Origin of the sequence: Lacrimispora algidixylanolytica, assembly GCF_003609635.1 — a bacterium.
GTDB lineage: Bacteria > Bacillota > Clostridia > Lachnospirales > Lachnospiraceae > Lacrimispora > Lacrimispora algidixylanolytica.
Window position 1 is genome coordinate 237231 of the sequence record NZ_MCIA01000023.1, and the last position, 17959, is coordinate 255189.

A 17959-nucleotide genomic window follows, 5' to 3' on the forward strand; every position below is an offset into this window, starting at 1 on the left:
ACCATATAGTCCTCTTCTCTCCACAACCCTTCATATGCTCTTCACCAAAATCATCGGGATTTGGCTTTGTTATTCATACCCCACTCCCTTAGAGATGAATCAGACACTTTATTTCTCGAATGTTTTTATGGACCACAATAGAGCAGATTACATAATGACAGAAGAAACATAATGTCATCGCTAAACAATCTTATTAAATATAACGGTTTTACCTTTCAGTGAAATCTTACCTACCTGGTATCCGTATTCTGTGAGCTCTTTCTTGTAGTTTAAAAATGAATGGTCTATTTCAAACCCCAAAATATCTTGTATTTGTTCAAATGACAATTGGAATGTGGTTTCCTCATTCTTGCCAACAAATTCCCATAAAGCATTATACTTACTCATAATTTCTATCTCCTTCCAAAATCAGTTCATTTTTAACTAACGTTATTACAAATCAACAATGATATTATTTTATCTCATATTCTTCTGGCTATCAATCTAAATTTTATTTTTCATTCTGTTATGATTCTTTTCAAAACACTTTTTAATTTCATTGTTTATTCCTTGTTACAATTTCAAATAAATATAGACTTCTATATCCTGTTTTGGTATATTAAGATTAAGTTGTAGTTACTTGATTCAAACCTCTTATATGGCATTTTTGTTTAAGCTTATGTTTGATAACTGGTGCTACAATTATGTATTTCATTTAAGTCACCGGTGGAAACGTTGGATTGATATCCATTTTTCTATTGTCGCATTACTACTATAAATAATAATCGAAAGCCTGATTGGGCCGGATTTGAGAAAAGGAGTGGATTATTATGCCGAAGCTTAATGACCTGACCAAAGATATAACTTCAAAGGTAATCAATCAAAATATGGATTATGTAATAGAGAAAGTAAGTAAGACAGTCTCTAACAGTTCTTATAAACACATGGAGATCACCCCAGATACAGCAGCATTGATTGGCTGTGTTACTGCAGCTTCCGTCAGCGTTTCTGTGGAACTTGCAACCATTGCCACACTCTCCATTCTTTCAGAACTTGGTCTTTTGGAAATTGATGAAAAACCTTCTCTACATATCGTATCTACAAAAGACGAATGATTATCTCAGCCAGCCACATTTCTTCCCGTGGCTGGCTGTTATTACGGACAGGATTCTGCTTGTTCACAAGTACAGGATTCCTACATATAATACTATTACAAAACAACTTATCGATCAGAGAGAAAGGGGCGCTCTGACAGTGTAAAAACCGCCGCGCAAATGCCCTACTATCGATAAACAACTCATTTTCTGCACGTCTTTGTGCTTTTTTCTTCGGTAAGAAGTTTTGTAAAACTGCCCGATCATAAGTATGGAACTTAAAAGGGTGGAAGCCAGCGCATCCTGGCTTCCACCCTCTTTTATTTAATCCGATCTTCTCTTCGTATTAGGCCCCATTCCCTCCCTACGGGAATTGTGGGCCTGATTTTGATTTTCTACTTTACCCTTATCATTGGTATTGTTGTGTACCTCAAATTCATTTTTATGCACATGTTTACTCTTTTTATCTTGATCCATTTTCATCACCTCTATGTTAGTATGGCTGAGGGAATAAATTTTATGTGAGTAATAAATGAATGCATAATTGATTTGCAAGTGCGCAGTATAATGATGAGGTGATGACCATGTCCTATATAGCTCCCGCCGTTCAGGCGAAGTTTGAAACGCTTTCCATCGATCTTAAGAATGAGATTCTGGAGCGAAATGTTCAGATTAACACCATTTACGATTTAATTCAGGTACTGGATGATATCGTAAACACCAGGAAATAAGTTTCCTAAAAAACAGGCCGAACGATTACCGTCCGGCCTGTTATAATGTCTTATCGTAATTATCTGCAATATCTTGCGAAAGATCCACACTGGCTAAAATTGATATTACAAGTTGTCTTACCTTTAACGCAATTGCTGTTGTTTCCAGTTGAGCTGTTGCTTCCCTTTGTTCCATAACAGTTTAATAAGTTGTTAAGATTTCCATACTGATTAGAACAGTTAGAGCTATAATAGTTTGATGTTCTGGAACAAGTTGCTGCCTGAGCTGTCATAGGAACGCCTGCTACGGTAAGTGCTGTTGCTGCTGCGAATAAAAATACTGGTAACTTCTTCATGGTAATATCCTCCGTAATTGTTACATAATGATTACATTTCTGTTACAAACATATGATATCATACAGGAAATGGAATTTCATTAGGAGATAAATGGCAATTACCCTTTCTTTTCCAATTGGTATTCGATCAGCCCAAGCTTCAACGCACCCATGATTCCTTGGTTATCATTTAAGCTTGGTAAAACCACGTATTCGTCCATATTTAAGAGCTCTTTGGTATCAATATATCCAGCTAGCTGACGTTTTACTTCTTCCCGAATCAGTGGCATAAGATGCTCCTGATGCGTGACTCCACCACCAATTACGATTCTTTGAGGAGAGAGGACCATAATATAATCAACCAATGCCTGCGCGATATAATAAGCCTCCAATTCCCAAACTTCTCTCCGCTCAGCCAGTTGAATTCCCTTCTCTCCCCAGCGAGCTTCAATCGCAGGTCCAGAAGCGAGTCCTTCCAGACAAGTTTTATGGTAAGGGCACGTCCCTTCAAAGGAATCGTTTGGGTGACGAGACAAAAGAAGGTGTCCGCCTTCTGGATGAAGCATACCATGAAGGAGCTTTCCATTTGTAATAATTCCAGTCCCGATGCCTGTACCAATGGTAATATACATGCTACTTTCAAGCCCCTTGGAAATCCCCCAAGTTGCCTCTCCCAGTGCGGAGCCATTGACATCGGTATCAAAGCCTATTGGTACATTTAATGCCTCCTGAAACATCTTAACGATGTTGTAGTTTTTCCATGCAAGTTTTGGAGTCGTGGTAATGCAACCATAAGTATCAGAATCTCGATTTAAATCGATTGGACCAAAACAGCCAATCCCCAATGCCTCGATCTCCTTATCGGCAAAATAAGAGATCAATTTAGGCATCGTTATGTCTGGTGCTTCTGTTGGTATGGATATACGCTCCAAAATTTCCCCATTTTCATTTCCAATGGCACAAACCATCTTTGTGCCGCCTGCTTCTAATGCCCCAAGTCTCATAATAACCTCCCGTATTATTCCGGATTGGAACAGATGATAGACAATGTCCCCTCAAATCTGCATAATCCGCTGTTTGCAGGCACGATAAAATGCTGCCCTGCCACTATCCCAACTCCATTTACAGTTCCTGTACCACTTATAATGCTTACATTGGTAAAACATTGATTAAATTCTATTGAAAATGTGCCTGTGATATCATACTTATCCACGGAATAATACTGACAGCTTACAAAATGAGTATGGTCTGCGCCCTCTAGAGACTCCTTAACCTTCCTGCTCTCATCCGCTTGAAATGGTGTCTTTATGGTTTCAATGCTCTGCTTTATATGAAGCTGCCTTGGCTTCCCGTCTGATAAGCGGTCATAATCATAAACACGGTAGGTAATATCACTGCTCTGCTGAGTTTCTAAAATCATGGTCCCACCTTTTATGGCATGGACACAGCCTGGATTAATCTGAAAGAAATCTCCCTTTTGAATGGGAACCTTACGGATCAATTCATTCCATCTTCCGTCTTGAATCATGGACTCCAGCTCTTTCGTATCCCTAGCATAATGGCCTATTACAATTTCCGTTCCTGGCTCGCAGTCTAGAATATACCAGCACTCTGTTTTACCAAGAGAGCCATTTTCATGGACGCCTGCATACGTGTCATCTGGATGAACCTGAATGCTTAAATCTTGCTTGGCATCAATGATCTTTATGAGAAGTGGAAACTGATCTCCCGGATAATATCCAAAAAGCTCTGGTTTCTCCTTCCACAAGCTGCTGAGCAGTTCTCCGTCATAACTTCCCCCTGAAATCCTGCATTCTCCATTTTCATGAGCACTAATTGCCCAACATTCCCCTGTTGTATCGCTAGGAATCTCATAACCGAATACCTCATGCAGTCTGGTGCCGCCCCAGATGGCCTCTTTAAAGACAGGCTCTAAAAACAAAAATTCCATCTGCTTCCTCCTTATGTGGTCAATTTTGCTCACTGCCACTATTTTAACTGAATCTATACAAAAGGGAAAGAGGTATTTCCACATTTTTGCAACTTTACCATAACAAAAAAGTGTTCAAACTTTGCCGTTTTGGCTCATTTCAACACTTTTTATCAAAAGCTATTGCGATTCTTTTCCATATACTTCAATCTGAGTTAATGCAGGGAATGGGGAAGGATCGTCTGCCTTTATTAGGTTACTTAATTTAACCCAAGTAATGTTCTTACGCTTCACTGGGAATACGTGAGGTTCTTTGCTCTTTTCCATATCCACAACATGGGTTGTCCCATCGGAAAATGTAAAGGTTGCCTTGATCCACCAGTTATCATGAGGAAAATCAGAACGGGTATATAAAACCAATGTATCAAAATCTATGGAACGGCCAAATTCCAGGGTAAGCTCTGCATCATCCTGGCGGTTAATGCCCCAAGACTCATAAGGCCATTCTCCATGGGATTCACTGGCAAGTACGCCATCAATGGCATTGCGTGCTGCAAATACCGCTTCTCCTCTGGTTTCCACATTAGCAAATGCATGAGGGAAGCAACCAGTCTCTCCATGCTGATCCATCACATTCTTTGCTAGATTGCGGTAGGCACCAGATTCATGCTCTGCGGCTGTCCGTATGGTAAGATAATGCCGTTCTCCCGTAAATGCTTTTGGATTATAGGAAACCTTCTTCTCCCCAAATGGGATCGTATATGTTATCTCTGGCTTTGTTAGATACACCAGTGACTCATCTAGACTATCATCAATTCGAATGACGTAATGAGCGTCTGTACACTCTGTTGTAAGGACAATTGCATCTCCATCCTCATATTCACCTTCAAATGCAAGGATTGCCTGATTCTCACCTGATGCTAGAGCCTTTACTTTGCCATTTTTATCTTTCACACTAATTGAAATCAAAGCCATTAGAATTCCTCCTGCTCTTCCTGTTCAAAATAGTCCTTGTATTCCACTTCGATCTGGTGCTTCATTCTCTTCATGCTATAATTCAGATGCTCTCTTAGAGATCGTTCCAGGCCTTCTATATCCTTCTTTTCAAGAAGTTCAAACAGCTCCGTGTGTTCCCGTATGATTCTGGTAAAATCCGTTTCGGTCACGAAATCAAGCATACGGAATCTTGTGTAATGCAACTGTTGGGCTTGTATCATATCCCAAAGCTTATTCTTCCCTGTTGCCCGGTACCAGATGGCATGCATCTGTGCATCCATACGGTAAAACTGTTCTGGTTCAAATCCTTTTTCCTGGATCAGAGCCTGCTGTTTGCGAATCAAATAACGTACTTCTTCCATCCACATGGGAGTAGCCATATTCACAAAATCTCGCATTACCATAGTTTCAACAGCGACTCTCATATAGATCATCTGTTTGATATTATCCAGATTTAAAAGGGTTACCTGTGTTCCAGAATATGGCACCGAAATGACGAAACCTTGTTCCTGTAGCTTTCTAACAGCTTCCCTGACCGGAGTCCGAGAAACACCAAAACGTTCGCATATTTCGTTTTCACCGATCATCTGACCAGGTTTTAATTCCAGATCCAGAATCTCTTGCTTTAATGTCTCAAACACCAGCTCACCACGGTTTTTATAGGTCTTGGTTTTTCCTTCCATGGATCTCTCTCCGTCCTCTATATTATCAGCATTAAAAAACGGGGGCAAACCATCGTAGCCTGCCCCCATTTGTATTCATTCTTATTACTTTGGCTGCTTGCCGATGTAAGCTAAAATACCACCATCTACATACAGAATATGTCCATTTACAAAGTTAGAAGCGTCAGATGAAAGGAATACTGCTGGTCCTGATAAATCTTCTGCTTCTCCCCAACGGCCTGCTGGAGTTTTTGCAAGAATGAACTGGTCAAATGGATGTTTGGAACCATCTGCCTGTGTCTCACGAAGAGGTGCGGTCTGAGGAGTTGCGATGTAGCCAGGTCCGATGCCGTTACACTGAATATTGAACTCACCGTACTCAGAAGCAATGTTCTTTGTCAGCATCTTAAGTCCGCCCTTTGCTGCTGCATAAGCAGAAACAGTCTCACGACCAAGCTCAGACATCATGGAACAGATGTTGATGATCTTTCCGTGACCTTTTTTGATCATTGATGGAATAACAGCTTTTGCTACGATGAAAGGTGCATTCAAATCAACATCAATTACCTGTCTGAAATCAGCTGCAGACATTTCAATCATAGGAACACGTTTGATGATTCCAGCATTGTTTACTAAAATGTCAATGATTCCTACTTCTTTTTCAATCTGAGCTACCATAGCATTTACGCCATCTTCGCTGGTAACATCACACACATATCCATGAGCGGTAATTCCTGCTTCTTTATAAGCAGCAATACCCTTATCTACTAATTCCTGTTTAATATCATTAAAAACGATGGTAGCGCCTGCTTCTGCAAGAGATGTAGCAATGGCAAATCCAATACCATAAGAAGCACCTGTTACTAAGGCTACCTTTTCATCAAGGGAAAACTGGTTTGCTAAGTAATCTTTATTCATGATTCAATTCTCCTTTTCCTGTGTTTTTGGGGGGTCAGTTATTTCAATTGTAGTTTTAAGCCAGTTTGTATTCAAACTTATATATTTGTATACAAACTTGATGACTTGTATATATGTTAGCATATCGTAACTACTTTTTCAATGTACATTGTAACCAAACAATGATATTTTTATTTAGTCATAATTTTTTAGTGCAGAATAAAGAGTTTGGTTTGGCAGACTCTAGTGCTGAACGCCCGGTAGGACTTTTCCTATAATAGGATATGATTTTCTATTACACAAAAAATCCGGTTCCCATAGTGGGAACCGGACTCTAATTTTAAAATGGATTATCTGCAGCAGTTTGTATCCGTATCACTCATAACTGTATTTTTTACACAACCTGTTGCTGACCAGAAACCATCACGAAAACCTGTTTCATAGCCTTCTTTAAAGCCGTCTGAATATCCTTTACGATAGCACATATTCATGTTTCCTGTTGTCGCATCACTAACAGCAGTTTTACAAGGATTGGTGGTACAGCAGTTTGTATTACAGTTATTATTATTACTACATCCACAGTTATTCCAATTATTACAACTCATTCTATCTTTACTCCTCATTAATCAGGCTTGTAATATACTTTATGCTGATATACGCGACATGTGAGTTTTAGAACAACATTTTATTATTTTTTACATATTTAATCAATCTTAATATGATATTTTGAAACTGAACGATTACTATATCTGATAGATCCTAATATTGTCTCTGCTATGTAATTCCTGTTGGAAAGCTCCACTTTCTCCGTTTATTTCAAGCATAACCTGTCTGGTCAGATTCTTAAAGTCCAGACCGGAATATTCTAAGACATCCATAAGATAATATGGCTGGTTGTCAGGCTTTGGAGGAAGAATTAAAGGCTTATCATTGAGAAAAACGGTGAGATCTCCCCTTATTTCTTGCTGCTTTTTTTGTGTTTCAGAAAAAGGATCCAGATCAATAGAAGCAACTCTCATCTCGGCAGGTGCTAAATGGATTCCATTTAAAGGTTTTGAAATTGTTTCCACATGTCTTGCTGGAATTTCATCTTGTTCCTCTGATTCATAAGAATCTATGAATTCTTCTGCTTCTTCTTCATCCAGATACAAATCAGATTCCATAACGATTTCTTCTATTATAATGTTGTCACCTGGTTTTATGGCAACGTTTGAAACCACCTTTTTATCATTTACCATAATCAGTTTATTGGGACTAAGCTCTGTTATATCAGACAACTTAGCGGAAGCACTCTTTCCACTAATCGCAGGGACAAATACTATCCAGTCTTCTGAGTTTACAGGATCTGAAAGCTGCGCTTCCTCTCCGTTTAGCTTTAATACAGAAGGTTCCGCCTTCTCTCCGTAGAAAATGGTTCGTTTTCCATTGACAGAGACTACTATATTTTGTCCGGAACGGCCGATCATATCCTGATAATTGTACCCGTTCATCATCAGTACATCCATAACGGTAAAGCTACCAGTTCTAAATATCTTAGCTGGGCGATCGTTTAGTATAACCCGGTAACTGTCATTTATAATGTTAAAGCCTGCTGAAATAACGATTCCTAGAGGGGTTGCATATTCAGGATTTTCCAGATCATATTCTTCGGAAAAAGCATTGATCTTAAAATTATTTCCTGCAATAGCTACACGCTTAGTATCAATTTTCAAATGCTCAACAATTCCTTCTTTAAGACCTGACAATCTGCTTCCGCCTCCTGCCAGAAATACTGCGGAAGGCATTCCGCCATTGATTTCAAGAATCTTTTCAGATATCTCTTCACAAAGCCTAGATGAAGCTTCTTTAATGCTCTGAAAGATAGAATCTCTGGTAATGGTCTGCTCAAAACCAAGAATATCAGTGAACTGAATCTCCTCTTTTTCGTCAATCTCTGCTTTTATCTTCTCTGCTGTATCAAAATCCACCAGATATTCTTTCATAACTGACTCCGTGATTTCATCTCCGGCAAGAATTGCCATGGTGTATCCGGTCACGCTTCCATCCCGGCACACAGCAATATCTGAAGTACCAGCCCCAATGTCCACCATTGCCAGGTTCAGCAATCGAATATTCTGGGGAATGGCTGCATTGATAGCAGCAATGGGCTCCAAGGTAAGACTTGCTACCTCTAAGTTGATCTTATGCATGGCAGAATAAAGACTTTCTACCACCTCTGTGGGAAGGAATGTTGCAATGATGTCCGCTTTTAATACCTTTCCATGGTGATCTATTAAATTAGAAATCACGTAGTTATCCAGATAATATCGGCTTACCGTGTACCCTACCAGGTAAAACTGCCGGTCAGAATCTTTCCCTTCCCGGTTCATAAACAGTTTTTCGGCTTCACTGATCGCTCCTGCTTCTAGTCTGCTGACGGATTCGGCATCAATCTTTTGCGCCCTGGACAGCTCCATCTCAAAGGTGATGCTTTCTGTACGCAACGCTCTTCCTGCCGCAGCTACACATACCTTTTGAAGCTTACAGCCTAGCTTTCTCTCAAGCCTATCTTTTACCTGTCCTGCAATTTTTGCAACTTGTTCAATGTCCTCGATCTGTCCGTCGATCATCGCCCGTTTGGTATGCTCGGCCCTCTCTATGGCAACGATATGAATTCTCTCCCCATCTGGCATACCCACCATGCCAATAATACTACGGGTTCCGATATCCAGTGCGAAAATAGCCTGATCCGGAAGTGTGTCTGTCAAAATGCTATTTCTGTTATCCATAAATAATGCCCCACCTCTTGTATATTTGTCTTTATTTTACTAGTATAAATTGGCTCCGTCAATCGAATAAGGGAAATATTTGTTGAAAAAACGGTATAATTGGGGAATAAGTTATGACTGAGGTGCTGATTTAAGCTGCTTAATGATTGTGGTGGCATGGTTTTTGTAGTTATGTAGAGGATCAGAAAGTCATTTTTATTGTACTAGTCTCATGCAATTGTACTGGTAAGAAAAGAGCGGGGAATCAATCCTCGCTCTCAATCGTAACTATTAATTTATTTACATAAATGCAATGTTTATTGTGTGTTTTCATTTGATCGGATAGAAATGCAATTTTATCTCTATTGTCATCCACAGCCCTTAGGATCTCTCCAATTAGAATGAATATAAGTCCAAACAATATGCTTATAATAATGTCACATTTGCAATACTAAAATTAAACGCCCCTTTGGAATACACACTACTACTATATACACCACACTGAATAAATTTTCTTTCAGAAAACTTGCTATAATACCGATTACAATAACTCCCCACCCTAGCGAGTTAGCCAAATCATCTTTATTCACAACCATTTCTCCTATGCAAATAATACTTATATAGTATCATGTGATGGAAGAAAACGAACGATGAATCATCTTTTAAAAAGAGTGGAATTATTTATTACTCTGTGTAATAGTTTTATTTAGTTGTTGGCTACGTTTGTTTTTTATACAAAAAAAGAGACGTATTGACTGTCTCTTATTTGTGCCTGTTCATGATTATGGCTATAATTATGACTATTAGAGCTATAGGTATAAGATAAAATGAAAATCCAATCACAGACATATGCTTCTCCTTCTTGACCTTTTTCTTTTAGAATATACCTTTTCCGCCCAAAAGAAAAGAGACATCAGGTGGAGGACTGTGTGAGTGACTATATCTTTTTAGTCTTTCTATAATGTATGAGCGATATGACATCATATTTTATAATTTGGGGAGCTCTTATATAACCCTTATTTTTTAGTTTCGTATTATCTCATCTAGTACGGCAATACATCGGGTGATTTTCTTTGAACTGAACCAAATCCCAAAGATTTCCGTACAAGTCCTTAAACACTGCGACAATGCCATAATCTTGTTCTTTTGGAGGTCTAACAAATTCTATTTTAACAGCTATCATCTCATTATAATCTCTCCAAAAATCATCAGTTCCTAAAAATAAAAATACTCTTCCACCAGCTTGATTTCCTATGAAAGACTCCTGTTCTAACTTTGAAGCTTTTGCAAGCAAAATGGTAGTTCCTAATGAGCCCGGTGGGGATATAACAACCCATCTTTTATCTTGCTCTGCTTGGTAGGTATCTTCAATTAATTCAAATTTGAGTTTCTTTGTATAAAAATCTATGGCTTCATCATAGTCTTTCACAACTAAAGCAATATGAATTAGTGCTTGTACCATATGATTATCCCCCAATGTTCACTTAATTAAAATTAGCGTTTCCTTTTTCCTTTATTATATATCAAACAAGTGTAAAAGAAAACACCCATCAACTAAAAGTTGACAGGCATTTTCAAAAGGAGAATAATTGTAAAAAGGTATCGCGAAACACTTAAAGTATTAATTCTTAAACACTGAGTTCTATCCGATTTGATAAACCATGAAGGAAACATAATAACATTGACTTTAATTAACTGCAAAGCTGTTACGCCTAGTAGCCGTCAAGGTTAAGACAAATTGATCTTTAATAAATTGTGAAAGATCTTTATAATCATCAGTATTATAAATAGTTCCGTCGCACATTAAGTAATGCTCAGGAGCACTAGTCCCCATAAACGAAATTATAGTTCCAACTGGTGTGCTATCATTAGTTGTACCAGTGCTATTACCACAACACCCACAGTTAATTGTAATGCAGCTTCCTTTTTCATCTTTACTCATTTAATTAGCTGGTGGACGATAGCCGCTACGATTTCCATGTGGGCTAACTCTTCCGTCCCAATATCCGTCAAAAGCCCTTTACACTCTTTATACGGCATTGCATAACGTTGGGAAAGATAACGCATAGAAACACTTATTTCTCCATCAAGCCCACCTTAGTTTAAAAACAGATAATAAGAAAATGCAAGAGGAAGCTCTTATTAAACTTCCTCCTGCATCTTCTTATTCCTCATTTTCATATTCCTTGCGATTTTCTTCATATCTAAGGGTATTCGGACCCAGGAACTTTCCGGTCTTCCAGTGGTCTTGAAAGGTTTCCGGTCTGTTGTCTGTTTTATCGGCGTTTTCTGATGCTTTAGCCTCTTCTTCACTTTTTTTCATGATTATCACCTCAAAAATAGTCTGCCCTGATGGCGGGAAAATATGTGAAACAAAAACTCATAATCATTTTAACTTATCCATATATTGTAGAAACAATTCCCATGTGAGGCTTCTATGCAGACCATAACCAATAAGACACTTACAGATACCCTTTATTATCAGGATATCCCTGTTCTTACCTATACAATTCACTATCCATATTTTACTACAACTTGCGGTCCCACCACGGCCTGGCGAATTAATAATTATTATAAATATCAGGCAAAGCAAAATGAAATATACACCCGTTCAGTCTTATACAAGGAAGCCGTGGAACAGGCAAAGTATCAAAAAGAGAACGATTATCCCTTTAATAGCTATGAATTTCTTTCCATCTATCAAATTACATATAACAATGACTGTGTGGTAAGTCTTTATACAGATCAATATACCTATCTGGGCGGTGCACATGGAAACACAGAACGTACCTCTGAAACCTGGGACTTCCAGACAGGCAAACGACTGAGCCTTGCTGATTATTTTCCTAATGATCCACAATTTATGGAATCCATTCTTGCGGATATTAACAGGCAGATAACAGAGCGACTTCAAAAAGATCCTTCTACCTATTTTGAAGACTACCCTTCTCTTGTACAAGGAAATTTCAACATCGAAGGATTTTATGTTAAGCCTGATGGCATTGTTATCTATTACCAACAGTATGACATTGCTCCATACTCAACTGGGATGCCAGAATTTTTCTTTCCATTTCAGGACTGTACTATAAATTCTAATAGGTAACAAAAAGCCCTGGTCAATATATTTTCCAGGGCTTTTTATTACTTCTTATGCCAAGGTTTAAATGATCGGATCTGACGGAGTAAGGAAGATGGATCCCCCTCAAAGCAAATTGCCCTGTCATCAATATAGCAGATGGCAGGCACCTTCTCAAATTCAATATCATCTACTCTAATTTCGTAATGATTCAAATACGCATCAATTGCTTTTTTACCTGCTTCGCTTGATGCCCTGGAGGACACAACCACAACTTCATAACCGGCTTTTCTGATTTCATCGATTGCTTCTTTGATGCCATTCACTGGCTCGTCCGGAATGATTTCAGCACTCTTAAAGGGTCTTATATAACTATGAATGACTCCGTCAAAATCAAATACCACTGTCCTTTTCACAATTGTCCTCCTCATAACTACGCTTTATCAATAGTTCCCTCCTTAACATTTTCACCCCTTTTCTCTATCTTATCCCTGGAAGCAATGGTTACATGCATGAAGCATATCTCCTCACAAACTATTCACACTTTCTACAAACTACAATCACATTTATCCTGTATATTAATATGTATAAAAGGCAAACACCTTTTTGATAACTTTTTCATACTCAGCCGGCAGGATGCCCCTCATTCTGCCGGCTTCCTCCCTTTTATCCCCTTCTATTTTATTACCTTTTGATATCTGGCTGTTTCCATCATTTTATCATGAAGAGTATCTGCCATCTCTTCTCTCCTCTTCTGTGATAGCTCATTTATAAGAATTACCTTTTCATCTATTTCTATGTAATTTTCAATCACTGGCTTTTTAATCATAATTCTCTTCCCTTTCTGGTAACATGTATGTGACATGGATTGTACTTGTTTCCTGTTTTTCCATTCAGTAAACGGAAAAAAGTGACATCATTTGACAAAAAATGGCTGCAGCATATTATTACGCTGCAGCCCGATCATTTTAGCATGGTTTTCTAATATCAAAGCTTGGATTAAATGCATAGAAGTTCTTACTGTCTAAATTATCCTGGGTGATACGCAGTGCTTCTCCAAATCTCTGGAAATGGACAATTTCTCTTTCTCTTAAAAAGCGAATAGGGTCACATATATCAGGATCTGTAATTACACGCAGGATGTTATCATAAGTACTGCGTGCTTTCTGCTCAGCTGCCATATCTTCTACTAAATCGGTGATGGGATCGCCTTTTGACTGGAATTCGCAGGCATTGAATGGAACGCCCCCTGCCGCCTGGGGCCAAATACCTGTAGTGTGGTCAATATAATACGGTCCAAAGCCGGATTCCACTACTTGTTCCGGAGTAAGGTTTCTGGTCAACTGGTGAACAATGGTTGCTACAATTTCCAGATGTGCCAATTCTTCCGTCCCAATGTCCGTCAAAAGTCCTTTACACTCTTTATACGGCATTGCATAACGTTGGGATAGATAACGCATCGAAGCACCCATTTCTCCATCAGGTCCACCGTACTGACTCATAATAAACGTAGCAATCTTGGGGTTAGGAGTGGTAATATTTACCGGATACTGTAATCTTTTTTCATATCTCCACATTAGCCGCACACTCCTTCCCATGGCCACGGATCCTGTAACCAGGTCCAGCAGTTTTCATCCATGACACCATCATTCATCAGAGGGCCGCACTGCTCTTGGTACGCCTCAACTGCTTTTTCTCTTAAATCTGCTACATAGTAATAATAATTTAAGGCATCTTTATCTAATGGGTGGGTATCCAGGTATAAAACAACGTCATCCACTGCAAAACTAGTCAGGAAAACCTGTTTTAATAACATATCACAATCAGACATACAATTCATTATCGGCACCCTCCCATCGTAAATGGTTTATATAAATCCGGGAAAATGGTACCCATACCTAATGCCGTATCAACCGAATATACCTGTTGCCAGGTCTGCCATGGCACATAGGCCATTCCAATTGGATATTTGTCAATGCATTCAGCAGCTGCGTCAACAGCAGGAGTTGGAATCCAGTTGTTCGGGCATACATTTGGAGCTGGGGACCAGCAGGGACACATAGCTGGAGATGTGAAAGAAGGCTCTTGGCATTTTGCGGGCATCACGCAAGTTGGTTTCTCTGGACATCTTGCTGGCATTACACACGATGGTTTTTCCGGGCATCTTGCTGGCATTACACACGATGGCTTTTCCGGGCATCTTGCTGGCATTACACACGATGGTTTTTCTGGGCATCTTGCCGGCATTACACACGATGGTTTCTCTGGGCATCTTGCTGGCATTACACACGATGGTTTCTCTGGGCATCTTGCTGGCATTACGCAGGATGGTTTTTCCAGGCATCTTGCTGGCATTACGCAGGATGGTTTTTCTGGACATCTTGCTGGCATTACACACGATGGTTTTTCTGGGCATCTTGCTGGCATTACACAGGATGGTTTTTCCGGGCATCTTGCTGGCATTACACACGATGGTTTCTCCGGACATCTTGCTGGCATTACGCAGGATGGCTTTTCCGGGCATCTTGCTGGCATTACGTAGGATGGCTTTTCCGGGCATCTTGCTGGCATTACGCAGGATGGCTTTTCCGGGCATCTTGCTGGCATTACGCAGGATGGTTTCTCCGGGCATCTTGCTGGCATTACACAGGATGGTTTTTCCGGGCATCTTGCTGGCATTACACAGGATGGTTTCTCCGGGCATCTTGCTGGCATTACACAGGATGGTTTTTCCGGGCATCTTGCTGGCATTACACACGATGGCTTTTCCGGACATCTTGCTGGCATTACACACGATGGCTTCTCTGGGCATTTTGCTGGCATTACGCAAGATGGCATTTCTGAGCATCTTTCTGGCTTCACACAGGCTTGGTTTCCTGGAGTTTTCTTTGGACAATTTTCTGTAGCGCTGTCTACTACTGTACAGCAAGGTCTTTTAACTGGGGTCCATGGACATGGGCCTGCAGATAAATCCTGGCGGCTCATTGGTATGGGAGCTGGTACCGGATTCATAGTTCTTGCCGGGCCTGAACCAATTGGCATGTCAGGACGGATTACCGTACCAGGGCCCATTGTCATATCAAGGTCCATGGCAGGCTCCCATGGGTAGGATGTACCGTTACGGTTAAAGCCGTCGGGATATCCTTGTTTCGCATAACAATCCATAGGATGTTTGACTCCTTTCAATTATGAAAAGTTTCTACTATCAATCTATGAAAGGAAGACTCCGTTGTGCAGGGCCAGCGCAAATTTTACCATTAATTTCAAAACCAGAGCCATGACAGGGGCACTCCCAGCGCTTGTCATATTGATTCCAGATCATTCTGCAGCCCAAATGAGGGCAATTAACTACCCCTGGTCTAATTCCGGCTGACAGTCCTTTTACAGACTCCAAGCCATGTTCTGCTGCCCGAAGTGCGGAAGCTTTTATATGATGTCTCTGAGGGGAAAATACAGAATCATAGGGCGTTCTTTTTCCTGTAATCTGTAAAGATAGCATTTTAGCAGCCACCATAGAGGAACTCATTCCCCATTTTCCAAAGCCCGTAGCGACGTACCAGTCAGGGCGGAAAGCAGAATAAGTCCCGATATAAGGAATTCCATCTAAGGTCATACAATCCTGAGCAGTCCAACCCCTTAGTATTTTAGATTTGGGGAATAAATGCTCTGCCGTATGCCTCATGGTTATAAAGGGATCGGTATCCGGTACTTTTCCTGTTCGGTGGCTTCCATAGCCAAGTAACAGTCTTCCATCATAATTTCGCAAGGAATATGCCTTTTTATCAACCCCCAGATACATCCCACCAAGATCATCCACTGAGTCCAACTCCAACACATAACTTTTTTCCTGATACATCTTTGCAAAATAAAATCCAGGTATATTGACAAAAGGATAATGAGAGGCAAAGACGATTTTTTCAGCCTTTATGACGCCTCTATCCGTTATAACATCATGTCCATGAACTTTTATTACTTTTGTCCGCTCATATATTGTAATCCCAGAAGAGATTTCTTTTAAAAATTCCAACGGATTAAACTGTGCTTGTCCGGTGAATCTGACTGCGCCACATACGGAAAACGGTAGATTGGTTTCCTGGACAAAAGATGCCGGGAGTCCTAGTTCCTTTGCAATCTCTGCTTCTTTTAACAGCTTCTTTGATTCTTGTACAGAGTATAGATATGCATCTTTTTTTTCATAATGACATTGTATGGAATTTCGTGTTATTAGTTTTCCATACTCTTCTACCGCTAACTGATTGGCTTTTCCATAAAGTCTTGCATGGTCTTTTCCGACAGACTTTTCAAGCTTTTGATAAATGAGATTATGCTGGGATGTGATTTTTGCAGTTGTAAATCCCGACTGTCCGCTTCCGATTCGGTTCGCCTCCAAAATCACTACGTGAACACCGTGCCTTTGCAGATAAAATGCAGTTAAAACACCTGCCATGCCGGCTCCTATTATTACCACCTCAGTCCGCTTGTTGCCTGTAAGCGAATTACGTCTGGGAATCATTGTTGTATCCATCCAAATTGATTTCAAGTTATCGCCTCCTACATATATTCCATACCAATAGTATTCACCCAATTTTTAGAATAATGCTTATGTTATTTCTGCCAAATATTTCTTGATTTCACCCATTAATTATCATACAATAACGTAAGACAAAGACAACAAGCGATCAGGAGGCAGATCCAATGAGTTGGTTTAAGAAAAAATCACCCCCCGCTCCAATCCAGGAACCAGTAGAGATTAAGGTAGATTCTGCAGTAGAAAAAAACAAACTGGAACGGGATTCCTGCAATGAGCACCTTAAAGAAGCAATGGAATCAGGAAATTCGGGTGTTGTATTAAAGCTGTACATAGAAAACTTCAAGCGTCTGAATCAGATTTTCGGTTACGACTACTGTGAGGCCATTTTAAAACAGATCCTTGACTTTCTAAGAGAATTAACCCAGAAGGACGTTTATCACTATATTGGTGTGGAGTTTATTATCATTTTAGATGGATATACCCAGGGTCAGGCTCTCTACCTGGCAGAAGATTTGGCAGAGAGATTTGACCGGGCATGGAAAGTAAATGGCACCGATTGCTTATGCTCCACCCAAATGGGAATCTGCTCCTACCCAGGCCATGCCAATACTCCAGATCAGATGCTAAAGTGTCTAGACCTTGCAATCTCAAAGGCAGGGGAAGGTGGCCCAAATCAAGCCGTAGTGTTTGACACAGCCTTATATAATCAGCTTCTTCGCAGACAGACCATCGCTCATTATCTAAAGACCGCACTTGATAAAGACGAGGTAGAAATTAGGTACCGACCTACGTTAAAGACTGGCACAAATGTGTTTCTTCGAGCTGAACTTTATATGCGCATCTTTATCAAGGGACTTGGACTAATTGGAGCAGGAGAATTCCTTCCTGTAGCAGAGGATTCAGGCCAAATAAAATCCATTCAGTACTATGGGTTAAAACAGGTTTGCCAGTGTATCTCGGAACTACTTTTAAAGAGATGTGAGTTTGAATCTGTGGCTCTTC

The 17959-nt window shown here is 40.0% G+C and carries 25 protein-coding genes and 1 pseudogene; 4 read left to right on the plus strand and 22 right to left on the minus strand.

What is annotated here, in order from left to right; all coding sequences use genetic code 11:
* Nucleotides 1-180 precede the first annotated feature (180 nt).
* Complete coding sequence (locus BET01_RS13700) at nt 181-387, minus strand: hypothetical protein (protein WP_120197368.1); 207 nt, start codon at nt 385-387, stop codon at nt 181-183.
* A gap of 422 nt (nt 388-809) precedes the next feature.
* On the opposite strand from BET01_RS13700, the gene BET01_RS13705 reads away from it, so the two are divergent.
* A complete protein-coding gene (locus BET01_RS13705; protein WP_120197369.1) occupies nt 810-1094 on the plus strand; it encodes a hypothetical protein in 285 nt (94 codons plus the stop codon).
* A gap of 303 nt (nt 1095-1397) precedes the next feature.
* Here BET01_RS13705 and BET01_RS21730 read toward each other — a convergent pair whose 3' ends face one another.
* On the minus strand, nt 1398-1550 hold the full coding sequence (locus tag BET01_RS21730; RefSeq protein WP_166428735.1) for a hypothetical protein: 153 nt from the start codon (nt 1548-1550) through the stop codon (nt 1398-1400).
* 107 nt (nt 1551-1657) lie between these two features.
* Between BET01_RS21730 and BET01_RS21735 the strand changes: the two genes are divergently transcribed.
* Nucleotides 1658-1804 (plus strand): hypothetical protein, encoded by a 147-nt coding sequence (locus tag BET01_RS21735; RefSeq protein ID WP_166428736.1) that lies wholly within the window; start codon nt 1658-1660, stop codon nt 1802-1804.
* A gap of 59 nt (nt 1805-1863) precedes the next feature.
* Here BET01_RS21735 and BET01_RS13710 read toward each other — a convergent pair whose 3' ends face one another.
* The 13 genes and pseudogenes from BET01_RS13710 to BET01_RS21610 form a co-directional block, all read right to left on the minus strand.
* Nucleotides 1864-2139, minus strand: coding sequence for a hypothetical protein (locus BET01_RS13710; RefSeq protein ID WP_120197370.1), 276 nt, complete (start codon nt 2137-2139; stop codon nt 1864-1866).
* Nucleotides 2140-2237: 98 nt separating this feature from the next.
* Nucleotides 2238-3122: an ROK family protein gene (locus BET01_RS13715; RefSeq protein ID WP_120197371.1), complete on the minus strand. Its 885-nt coding sequence runs from the start codon at nt 3120-3122 to the stop codon at nt 2238-2240.
* Nucleotides 3123-3136: 14 nt separating this feature from the next.
* Nucleotides 3137-4069: a mannose-6-phosphate isomerase, class I gene (gene manA, locus BET01_RS13720; protein WP_120197372.1), complete on the minus strand. Its 933-nt coding sequence runs from the start codon at nt 4067-4069 to the stop codon at nt 3137-3139.
* Between the two features lie 159 nt (nt 4070-4228).
* On the minus strand, nt 4229-5023 hold the full coding sequence (locus tag BET01_RS13725; protein ID WP_120197373.1) for a carbohydrate-binding protein: 795 nt from the start codon (nt 5021-5023) through the stop codon (nt 4229-4231).
* Nucleotides 5023-5727, minus strand: coding sequence for a GntR family transcriptional regulator (locus tag BET01_RS13730; RefSeq protein ID WP_120197399.1), 705 nt, complete (start codon nt 5725-5727; stop codon nt 5023-5025). The genes BET01_RS13725 and BET01_RS13730 overlap by 1 nt, the downstream gene beginning before the upstream one ends.
* 84 nt (nt 5728-5811) lie before the next feature.
* The gene (locus BET01_RS13735; RefSeq protein WP_120197374.1) at nt 5812-6624 is read right to left on the minus strand and encodes a gluconate 5-dehydrogenase; all 813 of its coding nucleotides are present in this window, start codon (nt 6622-6624) and stop codon (nt 5812-5814) included.
* A 329-nt stretch (nt 6625-6953) separates the two neighbouring features.
* On the minus strand, nt 6954-7208 hold the full coding sequence (locus tag BET01_RS21455; RefSeq protein ID WP_147422817.1) for a hypothetical protein: 255 nt from the start codon (nt 7206-7208) through the stop codon (nt 6954-6956).
* A gap of 138 nt (nt 7209-7346) precedes the next feature.
* On the minus strand, nt 7347-9371 hold the full coding sequence (locus tag BET01_RS13740; protein WP_120197375.1) for a cell division protein FtsA: 2025 nt from the start codon (nt 9369-9371) through the stop codon (nt 7347-7349).
* Nucleotides 9372-9787: 416 nt separating this feature from the next.
* Nucleotides 9788-9940 (minus strand): hypothetical protein, encoded by a 153-nt coding sequence (locus tag BET01_RS21605; protein ID WP_158585063.1) that lies wholly within the window; start codon nt 9938-9940, stop codon nt 9788-9790.
* A 449-nt stretch (nt 9941-10389) separates the two neighbouring features.
* Nucleotides 10390-10812 carry a VOC family protein gene (locus BET01_RS13745; protein ID WP_120197376.1) on the minus strand — a complete coding sequence of 141 codons (423 nt, stop codon included), beginning with the start codon at nt 10810-10812 and terminating at the stop codon, nt 10390-10392.
* Between the two features lie 225 nt (nt 10813-11037).
* Nucleotides 11038-11292, minus strand: a complete 255-nt coding sequence (locus BET01_RS22550) for a phage tail protein (RefSeq protein ID WP_120197377.1) — start codon at nt 11290-11292, stop codon at nt 11038-11040.
* Nucleotides 11292-11447 (minus strand): annotated as a pseudogene (locus BET01_RS22555) (manganese catalase family protein); the annotation flags it as partial. The pseudogene BET01_RS22555 and the gene BET01_RS22550, both read right to left, overlap by 1 nt.
* 67 nt (nt 11448-11514) lie before the next feature.
* Entirely contained in the window at nt 11515-11673 is a 159-nt protein-coding gene (locus BET01_RS21610; RefSeq protein WP_158585064.1) for a hypothetical protein, read from the minus strand.
* Nucleotides 11674-11787: 114 nt separating this feature from the next.
* Here BET01_RS21610 and BET01_RS13760 point away from each other — a divergent pair, with 114 nt between their 5' ends.
* Nucleotides 11788-12453: a DUF3298 and DUF4163 domain-containing protein gene (locus BET01_RS13760; protein ID WP_120197378.1), complete on the plus strand. Its 666-nt coding sequence runs from the start codon at nt 11788-11790 to the stop codon at nt 12451-12453.
* Between the two features lie 38 nt (nt 12454-12491).
* On the opposite strand, the gene BET01_RS13765 is transcribed toward BET01_RS13760, so the two are convergent.
* The 7 genes from BET01_RS13765 to BET01_RS13790 form a co-directional block, all read right to left on the minus strand.
* Complete coding sequence (locus tag BET01_RS13765) at nt 12492-12842, minus strand: hypothetical protein (protein ID WP_243117217.1); 351 nt, start codon at nt 12840-12842, stop codon at nt 12492-12494.
* Nucleotides 12843-13102: 260 nt separating this feature from the next.
* Complete coding sequence (locus tag BET01_RS21615) at nt 13103-13255, minus strand: hypothetical protein (protein WP_158585065.1); 153 nt, start codon at nt 13253-13255, stop codon at nt 13103-13105.
* A 139-nt stretch (nt 13256-13394) separates the two neighbouring features.
* On the minus strand, nt 13395-14003 hold the full coding sequence (locus BET01_RS13770) for a manganese catalase family protein (protein ID WP_120197379.1): 609 nt from the start codon (nt 14001-14003) through the stop codon (nt 13395-13397).
* Nucleotides 14003-14266 (minus strand): spore coat protein CotJB, encoded by a 264-nt coding sequence (locus BET01_RS13775; protein WP_207667622.1) that lies wholly within the window; start codon nt 14264-14266, stop codon nt 14003-14005. The genes BET01_RS13770 and BET01_RS13775 overlap by 1 nt, the downstream gene beginning before the upstream one ends.
* A complete protein-coding gene (locus BET01_RS22350) occupies nt 14266-14529 on the minus strand; it encodes a spore coat associated protein CotJA (RefSeq protein ID WP_330512890.1) in 264 nt (87 codons plus the stop codon). The genes BET01_RS13775 and BET01_RS22350 overlap by 1 nt, the downstream gene beginning before the upstream one ends.
* Nucleotides 14420-15274, minus strand: coding sequence for a hypothetical protein (locus BET01_RS21740; RefSeq protein WP_120197381.1), 855 nt, complete (start codon nt 15272-15274; stop codon nt 14420-14422). The genes BET01_RS22350 and BET01_RS21740 overlap by 110 nt, the downstream gene beginning before the upstream one ends.
* A gap of 357 nt (nt 15275-15631) precedes the next feature.
* Entirely contained in the window at nt 15632-16966 is a 1335-nt protein-coding gene (locus BET01_RS13790; protein ID WP_120197382.1) for an FAD-dependent oxidoreductase, read from the minus strand.
* Between the two features lie 155 nt (nt 16967-17121).
* Here BET01_RS13790 and BET01_RS13795 point away from each other — a divergent pair.
* The coding region (locus BET01_RS13795) for a diguanylate cyclase domain-containing protein (RefSeq protein ID WP_120197383.1) at nt 17122-17959 on the plus strand (838 nt) is incomplete at its 3' end.

Bases quoted from the DNA above. Each gene is read 5' to 3' on its own strand.
- BET01_RS13700 (WP_120197368.1), bottom strand. From the start codon at position 387: ATGAGTAAGTATAATGCTTTATGGGAATTTGTTGGCAAGAATGAGGAA.
- BET01_RS13705 (WP_120197369.1), top strand. From the start codon at position 810: ATGCCGAAGCTTAATGACCTGACCAAAGATATAACTTCAAAGGTAATC.
- BET01_RS21730 (WP_166428735.1), bottom strand. From the start codon at position 1,550: ATGGATCAAGATAAAAAGAGTAAACATGTGCATAAAAATGAATTTGAG.
- BET01_RS21735 (WP_166428736.1), top strand. From the start codon at position 1,658: ATGTCCTATATAGCTCCCGCCGTTCAGGCGAAGTTTGAAACGCTTTCC.
- BET01_RS13710 (WP_120197370.1), bottom strand. From the start codon at position 2,139: ATGAAGAAGTTACCAGTATTTTTATTCGCAGCAGCAACAGCACTTACC.
- BET01_RS13715 (WP_120197371.1), bottom strand. From the start codon at position 3,122: ATGAGACTTGGGGCATTAGAAGCAGGCGGCACAAAGATGGTTTGTGCC.
- manA (WP_120197372.1), bottom strand. From the start codon at position 4,069: ATGGAATTTTTGTTTTTAGAGCCTGTCTTTAAAGAGGCCATCTGGGGC.
- BET01_RS13725 (WP_120197373.1), bottom strand. From the start codon at position 5,023: ATGGCTTTGATTTCAATTAGTGTGAAAGATAAAAATGGCAAAGTAAAG.
- BET01_RS13730 (WP_120197399.1), bottom strand. From the start codon at position 5,727: ATGGAAGGAAAAACCAAGACCTATAAAAACCGTGGTGAGCTGGTGTTT.
- BET01_RS13735 (WP_120197374.1), bottom strand. From the start codon at position 6,624: ATGAATAAAGATTACTTAGCAAACCAGTTTTCCCTTGATGAAAAGGTA.
- BET01_RS21455 (WP_147422817.1), bottom strand. From the start codon at position 7,208: ATGAGTTGTAATAATTGGAATAACTGTGGATGTAGTAATAATAATAAC.
- BET01_RS13740 (WP_120197375.1), bottom strand. From the start codon at position 9,371: ATGGATAACAGAAATAGCATTTTGACAGACACACTTCCGGATCAGGCT.
- BET01_RS13745 (WP_120197376.1), bottom strand. From the start codon at position 10,812: ATGGTACAAGCACTAATTCATATTGCTTTAGTTGTGAAAGACTATGAT.
- BET01_RS22550 (WP_120197377.1), bottom strand. From the start codon at position 11,292: ATGAGTAAAGATGAAAAAGGAAGCTGCATTACAATTAACTGTGGGTGT.
- BET01_RS21610 (WP_158585064.1), bottom strand. From the start codon at position 11,673: ATGAAAAAAAGTGAAGAAGAGGCTAAAGCATCAGAAAACGCCGATAAA.
- BET01_RS13760 (WP_120197378.1), top strand. From the start codon at position 11,788: ATGCAGACCATAACCAATAAGACACTTACAGATACCCTTTATTATCAG.
- BET01_RS21615 (WP_158585065.1), bottom strand. From the start codon at position 13,255: ATGATTAAAAAGCCAGTGATTGAAAATTACATAGAAATAGATGAAAAG.
- BET01_RS13770 (WP_120197379.1), bottom strand. From the start codon at position 14,003: ATGTGGAGATATGAAAAAAGATTACAGTATCCGGTAAATATTACCACT.
- BET01_RS13775 (WP_207667622.1), bottom strand. From the start codon at position 14,266: ATGAATTGTATGTCTGATTGTGATATGTTATTAAAACAGGTTTTCCTG.
- BET01_RS22350 (WP_330512890.1), bottom strand. From the start codon at position 14,529: ATGCCCGCAAAATGCCAAGAGCCTTCTTTCACATCTCCAGCTATGTGT.
- BET01_RS21740 (WP_120197381.1), bottom strand. From the start codon at position 15,274: ATGCTCAGAAATGCCATCTTGCGTAATGCCAGCAAAATGCCCAGAGAA.